This window comes from uncultured Roseibium sp., assembly GCF_963675095.2.
Taxonomy (GTDB): Bacteria; Pseudomonadota; Alphaproteobacteria; order Rhizobiales; family Stappiaceae; genus Roseibium.
In genome coordinates this window covers 37,864-54,674 of sequence record NZ_CAXXSJ010000027.1, presented here as the reverse complement: position 1 = coordinate 54,674, position 16,811 = coordinate 37,864, and the positions used below count along the sequence as shown (strand labels likewise).

Below are 16,811 nucleotides of genomic sequence, written 5' to 3'. Positions count from 1 at the left end.
CCGGTGGGCCGCTAGGCCTGCGCGGAAACGGCCGATGCGAGCCCCGATGCCAAAACGTACTGACATCTCCTCCATTCTCATCATAGGCGCCGGTCCGATCGTGATCGGCCAGGCCTGCGAATTCGACTATTCCGGAACGCAGGCCTGCAAAGCCCTTCGAGAAGAGGGCTACCGCATCATCTTGGTGAACTCGAACCCGGCAACGATCATGACCGACCCGGATCTCGCCGATGCCACCTACATCGAGCCGATCACGCCGGAAATCGTCGCCAAGATCATCGAGAAGGAACGTCCCGACGCCCTGCTGCCGACCATGGGCGGCCAGACCGCGCTCAACTGCGCGCTCGATCTGGAGCAGATGGGCGTCCTGGAAGAGTTCAATGTCGAAATGATCGGCGCCCGCGCAGACGTCATCGAGAAGGCCGAAGACCGCGAGAAATTCCGCGCCGCCATGGATACCATCGGCCTGGAGAACCCGCGCGCCGCCATTGCCTCGTCCCCGGCAATCAGGAACGAAAAAGGCAAGATCGTCGGCTACGACCGCGCCACCGGCGTCCTGGAGGCCATGAAGGCGCTCGACGATATCGGGTTGCCGGCGATTATCCGGCCGGCCTTCACCCTCGGCGGCACCGGTGGTGGGGTTGCCTACAATCGCGAGGAATTCGAAGCCATCGTCCGTTCCGGTATCGACGCCTCTCCGGTCGGCCAGGTCCTGATCGACGAGAGCCTGCTCGGCTGGAAGGAATACGAGATGGAAGTCGTCCGCGACAAGGCGGACAACTGCATCATCATCTGTTCCATCGAGAACGTCGATCCGATGGGCGTGCACACCGGCGACTCGATTACCGTCGCCCCGGCGCTGACGCTCACCGACAAGGAATACCAGATCATGCGCGACGCCTCGATCGCCGTGCTGCGCGAGATCGGGGTGGAAACCGGCGGCTCGAACGTGCAGTTCGCCGTCAATCCGGACAACGGCCGCCTCGTCGTGATCGAAATGAACCCGCGCGTGTCGCGCTCCTCTGCGCTCGCGTCCAAGGCAACCGGCTTCCCGATCGCCAAGATCGCGGCCAAGCTTGCCATCGGCTACACCCTGGACGAGCTGGAAAACGACATTACCGGTGGCGCGACCCCGGCCTCCTTCGAACCGTCCATCGATTACGTGGTCACGAAGATCCCGCGCTTTGCCTTCGAGAAGTTCCCCGGCTCCGAACCGGTGCTGACCACGGCGATGAAATCCGTCGGCGAAGTCATGGCGATCGGCCGCACCTTCGCCGAAAGCCTGCAGAAGGCTCTGCGCGGCCTGGAGACCGGACTGACCGGACTGGACGAAACCGAGATCCCGGGCCTCGATCAGGGCGACGACAAGAACGCCATCCGCGCCGCGATTTCGGTTCCGACACCGACGCGCCTGCTCAATGTCGCCCAGGCCATGCGCCTTGGCATGAGCCTGGAGGAGATCCATGAGGCCAGTTCCATCGACCCCTGGTTCCTGGAACAGATCGCTGCCATCGTCGATATGGAAGCCAAGGTACGCACCCACGGACTGCCGCAAAGCGGGCAGATGCTGCGCAAGCTGAAGTCCATGGGCTTTTCCGATGCCCGGCTCGCCGCCCTCGCCCGCAAGGACGAAGCGGATATCGCGAAGTTGCGCGCGGAGCTGGACGTGCACCCGGTCTACAAGCGGATCGACACCTGCGCGGCCGAGTTCGCCTCCCCCACCGCTTACATGTACTCCACCTACGAAGCGCCTTTCATGGGCAACCTCGCCTGTGAGGCGGCGCCCTCCGACCGCAAGAAGGTGGTCATCCTGGGGGGCGGACCGAACCGGATCGGCCAGGGTATCGAATTCGACTACTGCTGCTGCCATGCCGCCTTTGCCCTGGAAGAGGTCGGTTATGAAACCATCATGATCAACTGCAATCCGGAAACGGTTTCCACCGACTACGACACCTCCGACCGGCTTTACTTCGAGCCGCTGACCGCCGAGGACGTTCTGGAGATCATCCGCAAGGAGCAGGAAAACGGCACACTTCACGGTGTCATCGTCCAGTTCGGCGGCCAGACGCCGCTGAAGCTCGCGCAGGCGCTGATGAAGGCCGGTGTGCCGATTCTCGGTACATCCCCGGACATGATCGACCTTGCGGAGGACCGGGACCGGTTCCAGAAACTTCTGGTCAAGCTCGATCTGAAGCAACCGGAAAACGGTATTGCCTATTCCGTCGAGCAGGGCCGTTTGATCGCGGGCAAGCTCGGCCTGCCGCTGGTCGTGCGTCCGTCCTATGTGCTGGGCGGCCGGGCCATGCAGATCATTCGCGACGAGGAGGCCCTCAATTCCTATCTGCTCGGCACCCTGCCCGAACTTGTCCCCGGTGACATCCGGGCGAAGTATCCGAACGACAAGACCGGCCAGATCAACACCCTGCTTGGCACCAACCCGCTGCTGTTCGACCGTTACCTGGAAGGAGCGGTCGAGGTGGACGTGGATGCGCTGTGCGACGGTAAGGACGTCTTCGTCTGCGGCATCATGGAACATATCGAGGAAGCTGGCATTCACTCCGGCGACAGCGCCTGCTCCCTGCCGCCCTACAATCTGTCGAAGGACATCATTGCGGAACTGAAGCGCCAGACCACGGCTCTGGCCCTGGCTCTGGAAGTCGGTGGCCTGATGAACGTGCAATACGCCATAAAGGACGGTGAGATCTACGTTCTTGAGGTCAACCCGCGCGCCTCCCGCACCGTGCCCTTCGTCGCCAAGACCATCGGCGATCCGGTCGCCAAGATCGCAAGCCGCGTCATGGCGGGCGAAAGCCTCGCCTCCTTCGGCCTTGTGGAAAAGGAACTAAAGCACATCGCCGTCAAGGAAGCCGTCTTCCCGTTCACCCGTTTCCCCGGTGTCGACACGGTTCTCGGACCGGAAATGCGCTCAACGGGCGAAGTCATGGGCCTGAACGGCGCCTTTTCCACCGCATTTGCCAAGTCGCAGATCGCCTGCGGCACCGGCGTCCCGGAAAAAGGAACGGTCTTCGTCTCCATGCGGGATCAGGACAAGGTGGGCGTGGTCGAGGCGGTCCGCATGCTGGAACAGGCGGGCTTCACCATCATTGCCACCGGCGGCACCCAGAAATTCCTGCAGGATGAGGGTATTTCCTGCAAGAAAATCAACAAGGTTCTGGAAGGACGACCGCATATCGTCGATGCGATCAAGAACGGCGAAGTACAGCTTGTCTTCAACACCACGGAAGGCGCTCAGGCCCTTCTCGACAGCCGCTCGATGCGTCAGGCAGCGCTGATGAACAAGGTGCCCTACTACACCACGCTTGCTGGCTCGGTAGCGGCTGCCAAGGGCATCGTCGCCCACAAGGAAGGCAACCTTGAAGTGAGACCTTTGCAATCTTACTTCGCTTGAGGCTATTATCCGGCCCGCCCTTCTCGCACTCCCTTTGCCCTGCGTCGATCGGCACGGAATACCAGGGAAACTTGGGGACCAGGGCAATGGGAGTGCGAGAAATGTGGGCTAGCCCCCCGGCCGGGAAAGTGTTCCTTTCCCGGCTGGGTTTCTTTTTATGATACGAGGTCCTGAAAAGGGGACCCGGTAAGCTGAAGGTCTGTGACCAATGGAAAAAGTTCCGATGACCTCCGCCGGTTACGCGATGCTGGAACAGGAATTGAAGCAGCGTATGTCGGTAGAGCGCCCGCGTATCGTGGATGCGATCGCGGAAGCCCGCGCGCATGGCGATCTGTCGGAAAACGCCGAGTATCATGCCGCCAAGGAAGCGCAGAGCCACAATGAGGGCCGGATCACCGAGCTGGAAGACAAACTCTCCCGTGCGGAAGTGATCGACGTGACCAAGCTGTCCGGCGACGTGGTCAAGTTCGGCGCCACGGTGTCCCTCATCGACGAGGACACCGAGGAAGAGAAGAAATACATGATTGTCGGCGACGTCGAGTCCGACGTGAAGCAGAACAAGATTTCGATCTCCTCTCCGATCGCCCGTGCCCTGATCGGCAAGACCGTCGGCGACAGCGTCGAAGTCTCTGCACCCGGCGGTTCGCATTCCTACGAAATCGTCGGCGTTCAATTCATCTGACCGGGCCCCGGCCTGACGGCCGGCATTAAATCTCCAGCCCAATCAAAACGGCTTCTGACGGCGTGTTCCACCCGGACCGCCGGCAGTCGCCTTTTGGTCATTGATGCTGGAGAATATTGACCACTCGGCCGAAGGGGTCTCGCACGAAGAAGCGCCTGACACCCCAGGGTTCGATTGCCGGCCCGTAGAGGATCTCGAATCCACCCGAGCGGGCGCGCTCCAGGACCTGATCCAGATTGTCGACTTCAACGGAAAGGTCGGGCACTTCGGTTCCCGCCCCGCCTTCACTGGCAATGCTGATCTGCGGTGTCGCAGTTCCCTCAGCGGCAAAGGTCTGGATCCAGCCGTGGTCCATGACAATGCGAATTCCCAGAACATCCCCATAGAAGCGGGCCGCCTCCCCGACGTTCGGTGAGGCGATATTCGTAACGATGCGTTTGACAGTCATCCCGTTTCCTTGCGCCGGTCGCCCGGTCAGGCCGAAACGCTCCGTGCCGCATCATGGGTCTGCGCCTCATGCGGCGCACCGCCACCGTCCTGATCTTCCATCCCCGCCATGCCTTTCCGCCGGCCGGCCTTCAGAAGCTCTTCGAATTCCACACCACCGACCGGACGGCTCCATATGTAGCCCTGCCCGAGATTGAAACCAATCTGTTCGACAATCTGCGCCTCCTCCGCCGTTTCCACACCTTCGGCGACCGAGTCCAGCCCGAACTCGCGTGCAAGCATCACCATTGCCCGCAGGACCGCCTGGCTCTCCGGTTTGCCCGCCGAACCCGAAACGAAGCTTCGGTCCACCTTGATCGTATCGACCGGATATCTCGTGAGACTGTTCAAGGACGCATAGCCGGTTCCGAAGTCGTCCAGTCCGATCGTCACCCCCAGCCCCCTGAGATACCCCAGAACCTCGATGAAATTCTCGGACGAATCCAGGATGGTGTTTTCGGTCAGCTCCAGCTCCAGCGAACCGGCGCTCAGACCGGTGTCTGCCAGAGCCCAGGTGACATCGTTGACAAGGGATTTTGAGTAAGTCTGCCGTGGAAACAGATTGACCGCAACTTTCAGCGGCCGGCCTGTAAGCGAGCGCCACTTCTGCGCCTGGGCGCATGCCTGTGTCAGGACCCAACGGCCGACGCTGATAGACATGTCGCTTGCTGTGATAAGGTCGATAAAGCAGTCCGGCGTCAGCAAGCCTCTATTGGGATGGTTCCACCGCAGCAACGCCTCGGCGCCAACGATCCGGCCGCTGCGGATATCGATCTGCGGCTGGAAGTGCAACTCGAATTGGTCCTTTTCCAATGCTGCCTTCAATTCCGGCATCAGCGCGAACCGTTCTTCGACTGCTTCCCGCAGGTCCGGCGTAAACTTGGAAACCCGGCCACGAATGATCTTGGCTTCATAGAGCGCAAGGTCGGCATTGCTCATCAGTTCGTCGGGGGTCTTCCCGTTTTCCGGCGCATGCACCACACCGGCACTGCATCCGATGGTGATCTCGTGGGCATCGACGACAACCGGTTTGCGCACGTTCCAGATCACCGTTTCCACGAAAGCGTAGGCATTTTGAGGATCAGCGCAGGTCGGCAGGATCAGCGCAAATTCGTCTCCGCCAATCCGGTAAAGGCGCATTTGATCATGCATGACTTCGCGCAGCCGGTCGCAAAAAGCCACCAGCAGCTTGTCCCCGACCGAATGTCCCAGAGTGTCGTTCACGTCCTTGAAATGGTCGAGATCGAACAGCGCGATACAGACCCCGTTGGGGCGAATATCCAGACCGGACATGGCCTCCGCCAGATCCTCGTTGAAGGCCCGCCGGTTCAAGACGCCTGTGACCGGATCGTAATAGGCCGACTTTCTGATTTCTTCCGCCAGCCTCACGTGTTCCGAGGCATCGCGGGCAAAACAGATGATATCTCCCTGGTCGTTCAATTTGCTCAACGAAACATCGAGCGGGAGTTCGGATCCATCCTTCCGTCTGCCGAAGATCCGCTGGACTGACCCCATAGGCCGGGAAACCGGATTCTGAGCATAGGTTTCACGCAGCTTCTCGTGCCCCGCAAACCGTTCGGGAATGAGGATCTCGATCTTCCGGCCAATCAGGTCGTTGTGCGAATATCCGAAACACCGCTCTAACGCGCCGTTGAATGCCAGGATCGTGCCGGTGGGGTCGCATATGACGACACCATCCGGAAGATCATCGATTGAAATCTGCAGCGTCGTCCTCACTACGCCCCCCTGCAAAAGACTTTGACACCGGCTCCCAACTTTATTCCGGCATCAGAGCGCGTCTCTTGCTAGTAAGTTTATCTACGTAGGGCATCATGTAGAAGGCAATGTTAATGCGCCGTAAACTGTCATGAAAATTGCCGAAGAAAAGCGGACAAAGGATTTTCTTCGCTCTCACTCAAGAAATAATATAATACATATATTATATTATAATATAAAACTGCCGTTACGTTACTTAATATAGGCGATCAGTCATCGATCGGAACAATCGGTTCATCTTTGGTACGCCGAATGGTCAGCGCTGTGCGCACGCTCGCCACGTTTGCTGCAGCCGTCAATTCGCTGATGACGAAATTCTGAAAACTTTGCAGATCCGGCGCAACGCATTTCAACAGGAAGTCGACTTCGCCGGAAAGCATGTAGCTCTCACGAACGACATCCCAGGCCTGAACGGTTTTTTCAAAAGCGATCAGATCGGCTTCTTTCTGACTATGCAGACCAACCATGGCAAAGGCGGTCACATCGAAGCCCAACTGCTTTTCATCCAGAAGCGTCCGGTAGCCGCGGATCAATCCAGCTTCTTCCAGCGCGCGGACACGGCGCAGGCAGGGAGGAGCGGAAATTCCGACCCTACGGGCGAGTTCGACATTCGTCATCCGCCCGTCTTCCTGCAACTCTTTCAGGATGTGCCAGTCGATTGCATCAAGCCGCGCTTTCACTCTTGTTCTCCCGGGCCGCTTTATGATGTCCGGCCAGCCCGGATACGGCCTTGATCTGGAAAATCGAATACCAATCCGCAGAGAATCCGGCCGAATGGTTCACCCTAGCCGAATTATGATTTTTTGCGCATTTGTGCAAGACTATAACAAAATCGCGCATGATTCAGAAACATCACAACAGGATTCCCGTGCCTATATCACCAGCGCCTGAAAGTTGTTGGGTCCTGACAGATGGCAAGGCAGGGGACGAAGCCCAGTGCATCGGCGTGGCGGAGGCACTCGGGACCGGTTACGAGATCCGCAAGGTAGCCCCCCGTCCGCCGTTTTCCTGGATCATGCCGTGGGGACCGATCGATCCGCGGGAAAGGGAAAGCCGGCCCGGCAGTCCGATTGCCCCACCCTTTCCGGATATCGCCATCGCTTCAGGACGGCGCGCCGTGGCCTATCTGAGGCGGGTTAAAAAGGCCTCCCAGGGGCGAACCTTCACCGTGTTCCTGAAAGATCCGCGCACCGGGCCGGAAACAGCCGATCTGATCTGGGTGCCCGAGCACGATGGCCTGCGCGGTGCGAACGTGATCGCGACACCGACCGCGCCGCACCGGTTTACACGCCAGGTTCTGGCGGATCTCCGGGCAGGATCGCATCCGCAAATCGATGCCCTTGCCCATCCGCGCGTCGCCGTCCTGATCGGCGGCGACAGCCGTCATCACACGTTTACAGAAAGCGATATCGAGAACCTGAGCGCAGGACTGACACGGCTTATGGACGACGACGGCGCATCCTTGATGATCACGGCATCCCGCCGGACGCCGGAGCCGCTCAAGCAGCGGCTGGAACAACTTGCCGCATCACCGAACTGTCTTCTTTGGAACGGCAGCAGCGAAAATCCGCTCGCCCCCTATCTCGCCAAGGCGGATGCCATTGTCGCAACGGCCGATTCGACCAACATGATCGGCGAGGCGGCAGCCACCGGAAAACCGGTCCACGTGTTCACACCGCACGGCGATCACCCGAAAATTGACCGCTTTCTGGGGACTTTGACCTCACTTGGGATCATTCACCCCTTTCCGGGGCCGCTAAAAAACACTACCTACGAGCCGCTGGACAGTACGCCGATGATCGCCAGCGAAATTCTGAAGAGATTCGCAAGACATCGGACGGACTGACAAAAGCATACCGGGCCCGGCCGTTCCGACGACGGCGCCCGCGACAGGCAAGGCGAACGAGACGAGGCACTTCACCCATGACCACCGAGCATTCAAAGCTTTTCATCATCGGCTCGGGACCTGCCGGCTATACCGCGGCCATTTACGGCGCCCGTGCCATGATGGAACCGACGCTTGTTGCCGGTATCCAGCCGGGCGGCCAGCTCACCATCACCACCGAGGTGGAAAACTACCCGGGCTTCGCCGATCCGATCCAGGGTCCGTGGCTGATGGAACAGATGCAGAAGCAGGCTGAAAACGTCGGCACGAAGATCGTCTATGACACGATCCTCAAGGTCGATCTTTCCAAGCGCCCGTTCCGCATGGAAGGTGATAGCGGCACGACCTATACCGCCGACGCGCTGGTCATTGCCACCGGCGCCCAGGCGCGCTGGCTCGGCCTGCCTTCGGAAGAAGATTTCATGGGAGCCGGCGTGTCCGCCTGCGCCACCTGCGACGGCTTCTTCTACCGCAACAAGGAAGTGGTCGTTGTAGGCGGCGGCAACACGGCGGTCGAGGAAGCGCTTTATCTGGCGAACCTCGCCTCCAAGGTGACCCTTGTGCATCGCCGTGACAGCCTGCGCGCGGAACGCATCCTTCAGGATCGCCTGCTCAAGCACCCGAAGATCGAGGTGATCTGGGACCATGCGGTCGACGAAATCCTGGGCGGCGGCATTCCGAAGGCCGTTACCGGCGTACGCCTGAAAAACACCAGGACCGGCGAAACCCAGGAAATTCCGACCGACGGCGTCTTCATCGCCATTGGCCATGCGCCGTCGGTGGAGCTGTTCAAGGGACAGCTGCCGCTCAAAGCCAACGGCTATCTGGAAACCGCTCCCGACAGCACCAAGACGGCCATCCCCGGTGTCTTTGCCGCCGGCGACGTGACCGATGACATCTATCGCCAGGCCGTGACCGCAGCCGGTATGGGCTGCATGGCGGCGCTTGAAGCGGAACGCTTTCTGGCGGAACATGAAGTCTCCGCACCTGAGCCGGCGGAATAAGACGACACCGAAGATTGATGCGATAAGCCAGCGGGGGCGCGTGACATGGATTGGGACAAACTGCGCATCTTCCATGCCGCCGCCCAGGCCGGCAGCTTCACTCACGCCGGAGATGTGCTCAACCTGAGCCAGTCGGCCGTGAGCCGGCAGGTCAGCTCCCTGGAACAGGATCTCGGCGTGCCGCTGTTTCACCGGCACGCCCGCGGGCTCTTGCTGACCGAACAGGGGGAGCTGCTTTACCGAACCGCTGCCGATGTGCTGATGAAACTGGAATCGGTCCAGAGCCGACTATCCGACAGCAAGGATAAACCATCCGGCGTTTTGAAAGTCACGACGACCGTTGGTCTGGGCTCCACCTGGCTGACGTCGCGGATCAACGACTTCATCAATCTCTATCCGGATGTCGAACTGCAGCTGATTTTCGACGACGATGAACTGGACCTGGGCATGCGCGAGGCGGATGTCGCGATCCGGCTGCGCTTGCCGACCCAACCGGACCTCATTCAGCGCAAGCTGTTCACCGTGCATTTCCACGTCTATGCGGCACCGAGCTATCTGAAACGCTTCGGAACGCCGCTCAGCACCGACGAACTGGACAAGCACCGCATCGTCACCTTCGGCGAACAGGCGCCGGCCTATCTGCGCGACATGAACTGGCTCGACACCGCCGGGCGAACGCCATCGGACCCGCGGCGCTCGGTCTTGCAGGTCAACAACCTGGTCGCCATCAAACGCGCCGTGCAGGCCGGTGTCGGCATTGCCATCCTTCCCGACTATATCATCGAGAAGGACAGCGGCCTTGTGCAGGTCCTGACCGAGCTGGAAGACAAGGTTCCCTCGTTCGACACCTATTTCGTTTATCCGTCGGAACTGAAGAATACGGCACGGGTCAAGGTGTTCCGCGACTTTCTGGTCGCCAACGCGGAAACCTGGGTCTACTGACCACCGCGCATGCCCACATAACAGACATGCCTATTTTGACTGCAAATTATGCAGAGTCGGAAGATTCGCGCCTGAACTTCCTCTGAAGTCTCGAAAATAGCACCGGTAAAAGCACTTTTTTGCACAAAAAATCAAAATTTTATATATTTAATTCAAGCACTTATCAAAGCTATTCGTTTTTCGCATATCAGACCTGCGCACCTGCCTCTTGTTTCACCAGCTTGTGCACTGCATATAAGCATCACTGTTGGTCAGTTGGCGCGGCTAGTTCCTCCCAGCAGCGCCTCATCTGCCAGCTGTTCCCCTCTGGAAGGTGATTCCACTGCTACATGCGGTGAAATCAAATCTAAACTGCCGGGTCCTTGACCCGGCATTTTTTTTGCGCCGCACGATCGGAATGCGGGCGCACCACCCTCCGGCTTCAATCTTTCCATGACAGCTTGTCGCAGCCTCTGGCGTAACCCACCGGGTATCCCCATATCGAGGAAGACGGGCTGAAACGGTCCGTCGTCCCCTCCCCGAGATCCGCTCTCCCCCGGCGGATCTTCATAAACTTAGGGCCGGTCGCCAAAAGCGCCGGCCCTGTTTTCTTTTCAGACCCATTCAGCAGCCCAATTCGGCCGCTCGCCCCTACATGAACAGCCGCTCGTCCTGCAGGTCCTTGTAGAGATAGGCGACCTGCTCTTCGTAGCCGTTGTAAAGCAGCGTATCCCGGCGTTCGTCCGTGCCAAGCAGTCGTTCGCTCGCCTGGCTCCAGCGCGGATGCGGGACTTCAGGGTTCACGTTCGCCCAGAACCCGTATTCCGAGGCCTGGATTTCCTCCCAGAAGCTCACCGGACGCTTGTCGGTGAAGGAAATGCGCACGATCGACTTGATCGACTTGAAGCCGTACTTCCAGGGCAGAGCCAGCCGCAGCGGGGCACCATACTGTTTGGCGAGCGGCTTTCCGTAGACGCCGGTCGCCATGAATGTCAGCTCATTGGTCGCCTCTTCCATGGTCAGCCCCTCCACATACGGCCAAGGATACCAGCTCTGTTTCTGACCTGAGGCGACATCGGGGTTTTTGAACGTTTCGAAGCGCAGATACTTGGCCCCCGATTTCGGTCCGGCCATCTTGACCAGTTCGGACAGCTGGAAACCGGACCACGGCACGGCCATCGACCAGGCCTCGACGCAGCGATGCCGGTAAAGCCGCTCTTCCAGCGGCATTTTCGCCAGAAGGTCGTCGATATCGATTGTCTGGGGATTGTCGATCATCCCGTCGAGCACCACGCTCCACGGCCGGATCGGCAGCTCCTGGGCGGCGCGCGCAATCTGTTTGTGCGACCCGAATTCATAGAAATTGTTGTAGACGGAGGTGACGGATTCCGGTGTCACGTCGCGATCCAGCGTGAACGCCTCGTTGCGCGGAACCGGATAGAGCTTCGCGCTCGGATCGTCCTCGGCAAAGGCCGGACGCGCGAAACCGCCGGCTCCCAGAGCCAGTCCGCTTGCCCCGAGGCCGGCAAGAAACCGCCGCCGGTTCCAGAAGACATCCTCTGGCGTTGCCGCGCTTTCCGGTATTTCCCAGGACCGCTTGTGAATGATGTTCATGGCGTCTCGCTCCTTATCTAGCCCCAGAAGATCGGTAAATCGGAGATCAAAGGCAAATAACGCCCGAGTTACTTGGTGCTGAAAATCCGTGACCGTTCATTCCAAAGTCGGCAAGAGCAACCCATTCAAAAAACCCTGCGCCGGAGCGAACCGGCGCAGGGGCTCCTCAGAGGTGTCTCAGGCAGCCTGCTGTCCGGCGCGGCGCAGCGCATCGTCGGCAGCCTTGCCGGTGAGTTCCGCCATGTGGTCGAAGTCGGCAGTATAGCTCGCCACCCCTGCCGTCGCCGATCTGAGTTCGACAATCAGATCACCGATTTCAGCCTGTGGCATCAGCGCATTGACCTCGTCCCAACCGTCCCAGCCCGGCCGGGCATCGAACCCGAGCAACTGGCCGCGGCGGGCGGAGACGATCGCATTGATCTTGGCCGTGGCATCGCTCGGGCAGACCACGACAACCTTCATGATCGGCTCCAACAGCACCGGCTTGCACTCCGGCAAACCGTCACGGATCCCAAGGATTCCCGCCATCTTGAAGGCCTGATCGGAACTATCGACCGAATGATAGGACCCATCGGTCAGACACACGGCAACATCCACCACGGGAAAGCCGAGCGGCCCCGCCTGCAGGGCTTCCGTAACACCGTCCTTCACCGAGGGGATATACTGCTTCGGCACGACGCCGCCGGTGATCGTATCGGTGAACTGAACGCCTTCGCCGCGCGGCAGCGGCCTGATGTCCAGAACCACATCGCCGAATTGGCCGTGTCCCCCGGATTGTTTCTTGTGCCGGCCGCGAACCTTCGTGCCCGTCCGGATCGTTTCCTGATAGGGCACATGAGGCACGGACGTATCGATGCTCAGGCCATACTTGCCCGATAGCCGTTCCTTGGCCACCCGGAGGTGCATCTCCCCCTGACCGCCAAGCATGGTTTCACTGCTCGCCTGGCTCTGATGCAGGCAAAGAGACGGGTCCTCCTCGATCAGCTTGCCCAGTGCCGAAGACAATCGCACCTCATCCTGACGCCTGGCGGCTGCGACGGAAATCGACAACACCGGCTGGGGAAGACTGAGCGCGGCTGGACCGGCCCCATTGGCCACTTCATGCGCTGACATCTGCAGCCGTTCACCGGTCTGCACGTCATCGAGCCGTCCAAGGCCGACAAGGTCGCCGGTTTCAGCTGTCGCACGCTTGACCGCTTGCTGACCGAAAATCGTGAACACCCCGGACACTTTCACTTCGCTGCCGTCGGCCCGTTGGAGCGTGTCGCCATCGCTCACCTGCCCGCCCAGGATCCGGGCGATGGAAAGCTTGCCGCCATGGAGCGTATGCAGCGTCTTGACCACCTGAACCGCAGCCCCTCTGCTGTCCACCGCAAGACGGCCGCGCGTGCCCGCCACATCCGGCGTTTCGTGGCGGAGCGCCTTCAGGAGACGCCCGACGCCGTTGCCGTGTTCCGCCGAGCCGAAGAAGACCGGACAGATCAGGCCCTCTTTCAGTTCACGGACCAGATCTGCGAAAACGAGATCCCGGTCCGGTGCGATATCTTCCAGCAACGCTTCCATCAGATCGTCGTCATGATCGGCAAGCGTTTCCAGCATTGTATAGCGGGCTTCGAGCTCCCGGGCCCTGTCCGCATCCGACATGTCGACCAGGGTGCTTTCCTCCTGTTCGTGGTAGACATGCGCCCGTTCCAGGGCGAGATCGATAAAACCCTTGGCCTCGCCGCCCTCCCAGATCGGGATCTGCCGCAAGACCAGCGGCACGGAGGACGCCGGCTGCAGCACCTGCAGCACGTCGCGCACCCGCCGGATGCTCTTGTCGATCTTGTTCAAAAACAAAAACCCGCGGCACAGCGCGGGCTTCCAGGCTTTTCAGGATCAGCTGCAAGGCAGGTACCTTGCGTTCGTCGTCCTCCGCAACGACCACGGCCAGATCCACGCCGTCGAGCACCCCTTCCATTTCCGACAGGAATTCGACCGACCCCGGGCAATCGATGAAGCTGTAGCGATCGCCGAGATACTCCGTTTCCGCGAAATTCGCTTCCACGCTCATGCCATGGGCACGCGCTTCCGGAGACCCGTCGCCGACCGTATTGCCGCCTGCGACCGTTCCCTGGCGCGCCACCGCCCCTGTCCGCGCCAGAAGTGCTTCCAGGAGACTGGTCTTGCCACTGCCGAACGGTCCGACCAGTGCGATGCATCTCGTGCCCGAACCTGATCTGGAACCGGAATTATCTGCTGTTTCGCGGGCCCCGTCGTTCTGCCCGCCCTTACTGCTTTGCGCCATGAAGTGCCTCCCGTTGGTTCTGGGGTTGAAACCCTCACCAGCGCCGACAAGGCCACACATGAACTCAGCTCATTCAGGCTGGACGCGGCCCGCCGCGCCTCGCCCCGCCATGGGGGCGGTCCGGTATCGTCGCGCCGATTGAACCGATAACGCAAGGGAAACATATGCGGCAGCGCAGCATGGAAAGCGAGCGGACGGCGGCCCATATTGGAGGAGAACGCTTCCGCACAGGACCGGGCTATGCCGCCAAGCCGCGAAACGTTCAGGGAAAATGCCTGTCACGAAACCGGAACGCCCATCATGACGAAACAGGTTCTTCAATCCGCCCTGTTGGCCACCATCCTTCTGCTCGGCCTGACCGCCGGCGGACAGGCCCAGACCCAGCAGTTGCGCGGGATCCCCGACGACCCCAGGTCGAACCTGCCGTCGGTCAAGGGCATGCTCCAGAGACAGCAGGACCAGCAGATCGGCACCTTCTCCACCCGGCAATCCATCGAACAAAGCGAACGGCGGCAGAAGCTGGATCGGATGAACGAGAATTCGAGGGATTGCACCTCTCCCACCGGCGCAGGATGTCCGCAACCGTCGAAATAAAACCGGTCGGGACGGCTTTGGCGCGTTCCGTCCGAAAACAGGAAGGGCCGGCAAAAGCCGGCCCTTCTTCATCGGTCCTTTGACCCGGATCAGTTAATCAGCTTGAGCGTGAGCTTGCTCACACCCAGTGTAATATTGGTTCCGGTTTCACCCTGAATACTGAGCGGGTTCAAGGCGATCGACTTGTCCAGCCCGCCGACCAGCGCATTCGCTTCCAGGCCGGCGCCGAGGCTTGCACCCGCGGTCACCCCGCCATAGGTGCCTTCCAGCGCCCCGGGCTGCATGTCCGCGCTCGGCGCAAGCACGCCCCAGATCAGCGTCGCGTTGTCGATGCTTCCGATGTCGATCCCATAGTCCTTGATGGTACCGGTGTAATACTGCACGGCCCCTCCGGTGGCCGGCTGGTAATTGCAGCCGAGCGTCGCCGTCGAGCCGACGATGAAGCTGGTCTTCTCCGTCACGGCGCAAGTCAGCTTGCCGACCTGAAGACCGGGCGCATCCTTTGCCAGCAGAGGGGTCGCCGAGGCGGCCGCGGCAACGAGGGAAAGTGCAATCGGCATCAAACGTTTCATTCTCAACTCCTATGCTACCTGACCGTAACGCCTACGGACGGCATTTGGTTCCCAACCCCGGCACGCCGGATAAACCCGCCGACGGCCTGCGACAGTCACACACCAAACCTATGGCCCAATTGTGTTGATCGAGAAAAATCGATTTCGGGTCAGGCCAGGCAGATCCCCGGGCAATAAAAACACGGATTGCTCCACAACCCCGAGGCTGAACACGGGCGCAAATGCAGGGTGGTTCTCTCCCCAATCATTGCCGCGAGGCAAACCTGCTGGCAGAAATTGCCCTGAAGTCTAAGAAGAACTCCGCCTTTCGTGCACGGCAAGCGCGGCTGCAATCGTATCGGAGTTCTCTTCCCCCCACATGCAAAGCGGCCTCAAGGCGTCTGCCAGGCTCCTGCCAAGCGGGGTCAACGCATAGTCGACCCGTGGCGGAACCTCCTTGTAATCGGTTCTGGAAACAATGCGGTGTGCTTCAAGCTCTTTCAGTTGCTGAATCAGCATCTTGTCGCTGACCCCACGCACGGAGCGTTTCAACGCGCCATACCGTTTTGGCCCATCATCCAGAAAGTAAAGTACAAGCGGTTTCCATTTGCCCCCGACGACGCGGAGTGCGGCGTCCAGACCGCAGATAAAGGGCGTGATCTCGGTATTGTTCGCTTTCATTCTTCATACTTACCAAAAGGTGCATACTTGTCCAAAAGAAATCACCTCTTAGCTTCAGGATACACCCAAGCAAAGGAGATTTGAACATGGGCAAACTTGAAGGAAAGACAGCGGTTATCACCGGCGGAGCGAGTGGTATTGGTTTTGCTACCGCCAAACGGTTCGTCGCCGAAGGCGCGTTCGTCTATATCTTTGGCCGACGGCAGGAGGCGATTGATGCGGCTCTGGCCGAACTCGGCGACAAAGCGAGCGCAGTCCGCGGCGACACGACAAACGCAGAGGATCTCGATCGCCTCTATGCAACGGTCAAGCGTGAGAAGGGAGCCATAGACATCCTGTTCGCAAATGCCGGCGTTGGCGATTTTTCCCCTCTCGGACAGATCACTCCGGAGCATCTGGCCTGGACCTTCGACATCAACGTCAAGGGCACATTGTTCACGGTGCAAAAGGCACTGCCGCTTCTGAAGCAGGGAGGATCGATCATCCTGACCGGCTCGACGGTGGGCGTGACCGGCACGCCGCAAATGAGCGTTTACAGCGCGTCCAAGGCGGCGGTTCGTAACTTCGCCCGGAGTTGGGCGCTCGATCTGAAGGACACGGGCATCCGGGTCAATGTTCTCTCGCCGGGGGCGACGGAAACAGAAACGATCAAGGATCTGTTTGCGCAGACGGGCATGGCGGACGAGATCGTCGCCGACTTTGTTGCCAAGACACCGTTGGGACGGATTGGAAATCCGAGCGAGACCGCAGCAGTCGCAACGTTCCTTGCCTCCGACGACAGCAGTTTCATGACCGGCAGCGAGGTCTTCGTCGACGGAGGTTATGCGCAAGTCTGAGCGCCAGGGCGCGTCGCAAGAAGCAGAACGAGCCTGCGGCAGGTCATCACATGATACGAAACATGGCTCTCGTTTCTCCGGCAGA

The 16,811-nt window shown here is 60.0% G+C and carries 13 protein-coding genes and 1 pseudogene; 7 read left to right on the top strand and 7 right to left on the bottom strand.

All coding sequences use genetic code 11. From position 1 onward, the window contains the following. The first annotated feature begins 46 nt into the window (after positions 1 to 46). Both carB and greA read left to right on the top strand, forming a co-directional pair. Positions 47 to 3,409 carry a carbamoyl-phosphate synthase large subunit gene (gene carB, locus ABIN98_RS09160; RefSeq protein WP_346909371.1) on the top strand — a complete coding sequence of 1,121 codons (3,363 nt, stop codon included), beginning with the start codon at positions 47 to 49 and terminating at the stop codon, positions 3,407 to 3,409. Between the two features lie 208 nt (positions 3,410 to 3,617). Beyond that, entirely contained in the window at positions 3,618 to 4,091 is a 474-nt protein-coding gene (gene greA / locus ABIN98_RS09155) for a transcription elongation factor GreA (RefSeq protein WP_346909369.1), read from the top strand. Positions 4,092 to 4,188: 97 nt separating this feature from the next. Here the strand turns inward: greA and ABIN98_RS09150 are convergent, their stop codons facing one another. The 3 genes from ABIN98_RS09150 to ABIN98_RS09140 form a co-directional block, all read right to left on the bottom strand. Next, positions 4,189 to 4,539, bottom strand: a complete 351-nt coding sequence (locus ABIN98_RS09150; protein WP_346909367.1) for a VOC family protein — start codon at positions 4,537 to 4,539, stop codon at positions 4,189 to 4,191. 26 nt (positions 4,540 to 4,565) lie between these two features. Further along, a complete protein-coding gene (locus tag ABIN98_RS09145) occupies positions 4,566 to 6,314 on the bottom strand; it encodes an EAL domain-containing protein (protein ID WP_346909365.1) in 1,749 nt (582 codons plus the stop codon). 248 nt (positions 6,315 to 6,562) lie between these two features. Then, complete coding sequence (locus ABIN98_RS09140) at positions 6,563 to 7,033, bottom strand: Lrp/AsnC family transcriptional regulator (RefSeq protein ID WP_346909363.1); 471 nt, start codon at positions 7,031 to 7,033, stop codon at positions 6,563 to 6,565. 188 nt (positions 7,034 to 7,221) lie between these two features. On the opposite strand from ABIN98_RS09140, the gene ABIN98_RS09135 reads away from it, so the two are divergent. The 3 genes from ABIN98_RS09135 (at position 7,222) to ABIN98_RS09125 (ending at position 10,184) form a co-directional block, all read left to right on the top strand. Further along, positions 7,222 to 8,199 (top strand): mitochondrial fission ELM1 family protein, encoded by a 978-nt coding sequence (locus tag ABIN98_RS09135; protein ID WP_346909361.1) that lies wholly within the window; start codon positions 7,222 to 7,224, stop codon positions 8,197 to 8,199. Positions 8,200 to 8,276: 77 nt separating this feature from the next. Then, positions 8,277 to 9,242, top strand: a complete 966-nt coding sequence (gene trxB, locus ABIN98_RS09130) for a thioredoxin-disulfide reductase (RefSeq protein WP_346909359.1) — start codon at positions 8,277 to 8,279, stop codon at positions 9,240 to 9,242. Between the two features lie 45 nt (positions 9,243 to 9,287). Further along, complete coding sequence (locus ABIN98_RS09125) at positions 9,288 to 10,184, top strand: LysR family transcriptional regulator (protein WP_346909357.1); 897 nt, start codon at positions 9,288 to 9,290, stop codon at positions 10,182 to 10,184. Between the two features lie 630 nt (positions 10,185 to 10,814). On the opposite strand, the gene msrP is transcribed toward ABIN98_RS09125, so the two are convergent. Together msrP and ABIN98_RS09115 are read right to left on the bottom strand one after the other, a co-directional pair. Then, positions 10,815 to 11,777 (bottom strand): protein-methionine-sulfoxide reductase catalytic subunit MsrP, encoded by a 963-nt coding sequence (gene msrP / locus ABIN98_RS09120; protein ID WP_346909356.1) that lies wholly within the window; start codon positions 11,775 to 11,777, stop codon positions 10,815 to 10,817. 177 nt (positions 11,778 to 11,954) lie between these two features. Then, positions 11,955 to 14,064 (bottom strand): annotated as a pseudogene (locus ABIN98_RS09115) (elongation factor G). 300 nt (positions 14,065 to 14,364) lie between these two features. Here ABIN98_RS09115 and ABIN98_RS09110 point away from each other — a divergent pair. Continuing rightward, positions 14,365 to 14,658: a hypothetical protein gene (locus ABIN98_RS09110; RefSeq protein WP_346909355.1), complete on the top strand. Its 294-nt coding sequence runs from the start codon at positions 14,365 to 14,367 to the stop codon at positions 14,656 to 14,658. 89 nt (positions 14,659 to 14,747) lie between these two features. On the opposite strand, the gene ABIN98_RS09105 is transcribed toward ABIN98_RS09110, so the two are convergent. Together ABIN98_RS09105 and ABIN98_RS09100 are read right to left on the bottom strand one after the other, a co-directional pair. Continuing rightward, the gene (locus ABIN98_RS09105) at positions 14,748 to 15,230 is read right to left on the bottom strand and encodes a DUF992 domain-containing protein (protein ID WP_346909354.1); all 483 of its coding nucleotides are present in this window, start codon (positions 15,228 to 15,230) and stop codon (positions 14,748 to 14,750) included. Positions 15,231 to 15,518: 288 nt separating this feature from the next. Then, positions 15,519 to 15,890, bottom strand: a complete 372-nt coding sequence (locus tag ABIN98_RS09100; protein WP_346909353.1) for a helix-turn-helix domain-containing protein — start codon at positions 15,888 to 15,890, stop codon at positions 15,519 to 15,521. 86 nt (positions 15,891 to 15,976) lie between these two features. Between ABIN98_RS09100 and ABIN98_RS09095 the strand changes: the two genes are divergently transcribed. After that, positions 15,977 to 16,726, top strand: coding sequence for a glucose 1-dehydrogenase (locus ABIN98_RS09095; protein WP_346909352.1), 750 nt, complete (start codon positions 15,977 to 15,979; stop codon positions 16,724 to 16,726). The last annotated feature ends 85 nt before the right edge of the window (positions 16,727 to 16,811 follow it).

What these genes read in the sequence shown, in the direction of transcription:
- ABIN98_RS09150 (WP_346909367.1), bottom strand. Translation starts at nt 4,539, where the DNA reads ATGACTGTCAAACGCATCGTTACGAATATCGCCTCACCGAACGTCGGG.
- greA (WP_346909369.1), top strand. Translation starts at nt 3,618, where the DNA reads ATGGAAAAAGTTCCGATGACCTCCGCCGGTTACGCGATGCTGGAACAG.
- ABIN98_RS09110 (WP_346909355.1), top strand. Translation starts at nt 14,365, where the DNA reads ATGACGAAACAGGTTCTTCAATCCGCCCTGTTGGCCACCATCCTTCTG.
- trxB (WP_346909359.1), top strand. Translation starts at nt 8,277, where the DNA reads ATGACCACCGAGCATTCAAAGCTTTTCATCATCGGCTCGGGACCTGCC.
- ABIN98_RS09095 (WP_346909352.1), top strand. Translation starts at nt 15,977, where the DNA reads ATGGGCAAACTTGAAGGAAAGACAGCGGTTATCACCGGCGGAGCGAGT.
- ABIN98_RS09125 (WP_346909357.1), top strand. Translation starts at nt 9,288, where the DNA reads ATGGATTGGGACAAACTGCGCATCTTCCATGCCGCCGCCCAGGCCGGC.
- ABIN98_RS09100 (WP_346909353.1), bottom strand. Translation starts at nt 15,890, where the DNA reads ATGAAAGCGAACAATACCGAGATCACGCCCTTTATCTGCGGTCTGGAC.
- msrP (WP_346909356.1), bottom strand. Translation starts at nt 11,777, where the DNA reads ATGAACATCATTCACAAGCGGTCCTGGGAAATACCGGAAAGCGCGGCA.
- ABIN98_RS09105 (WP_346909354.1), bottom strand. Translation starts at nt 15,230, where the DNA reads ATGAAACGTTTGATGCCGATTGCACTTTCCCTCGTTGCCGCGGCCGCC.
- carB (WP_346909371.1), top strand. Translation starts at nt 47, where the DNA reads ATGCCAAAACGTACTGACATCTCCTCCATTCTCATCATAGGCGCCGGT.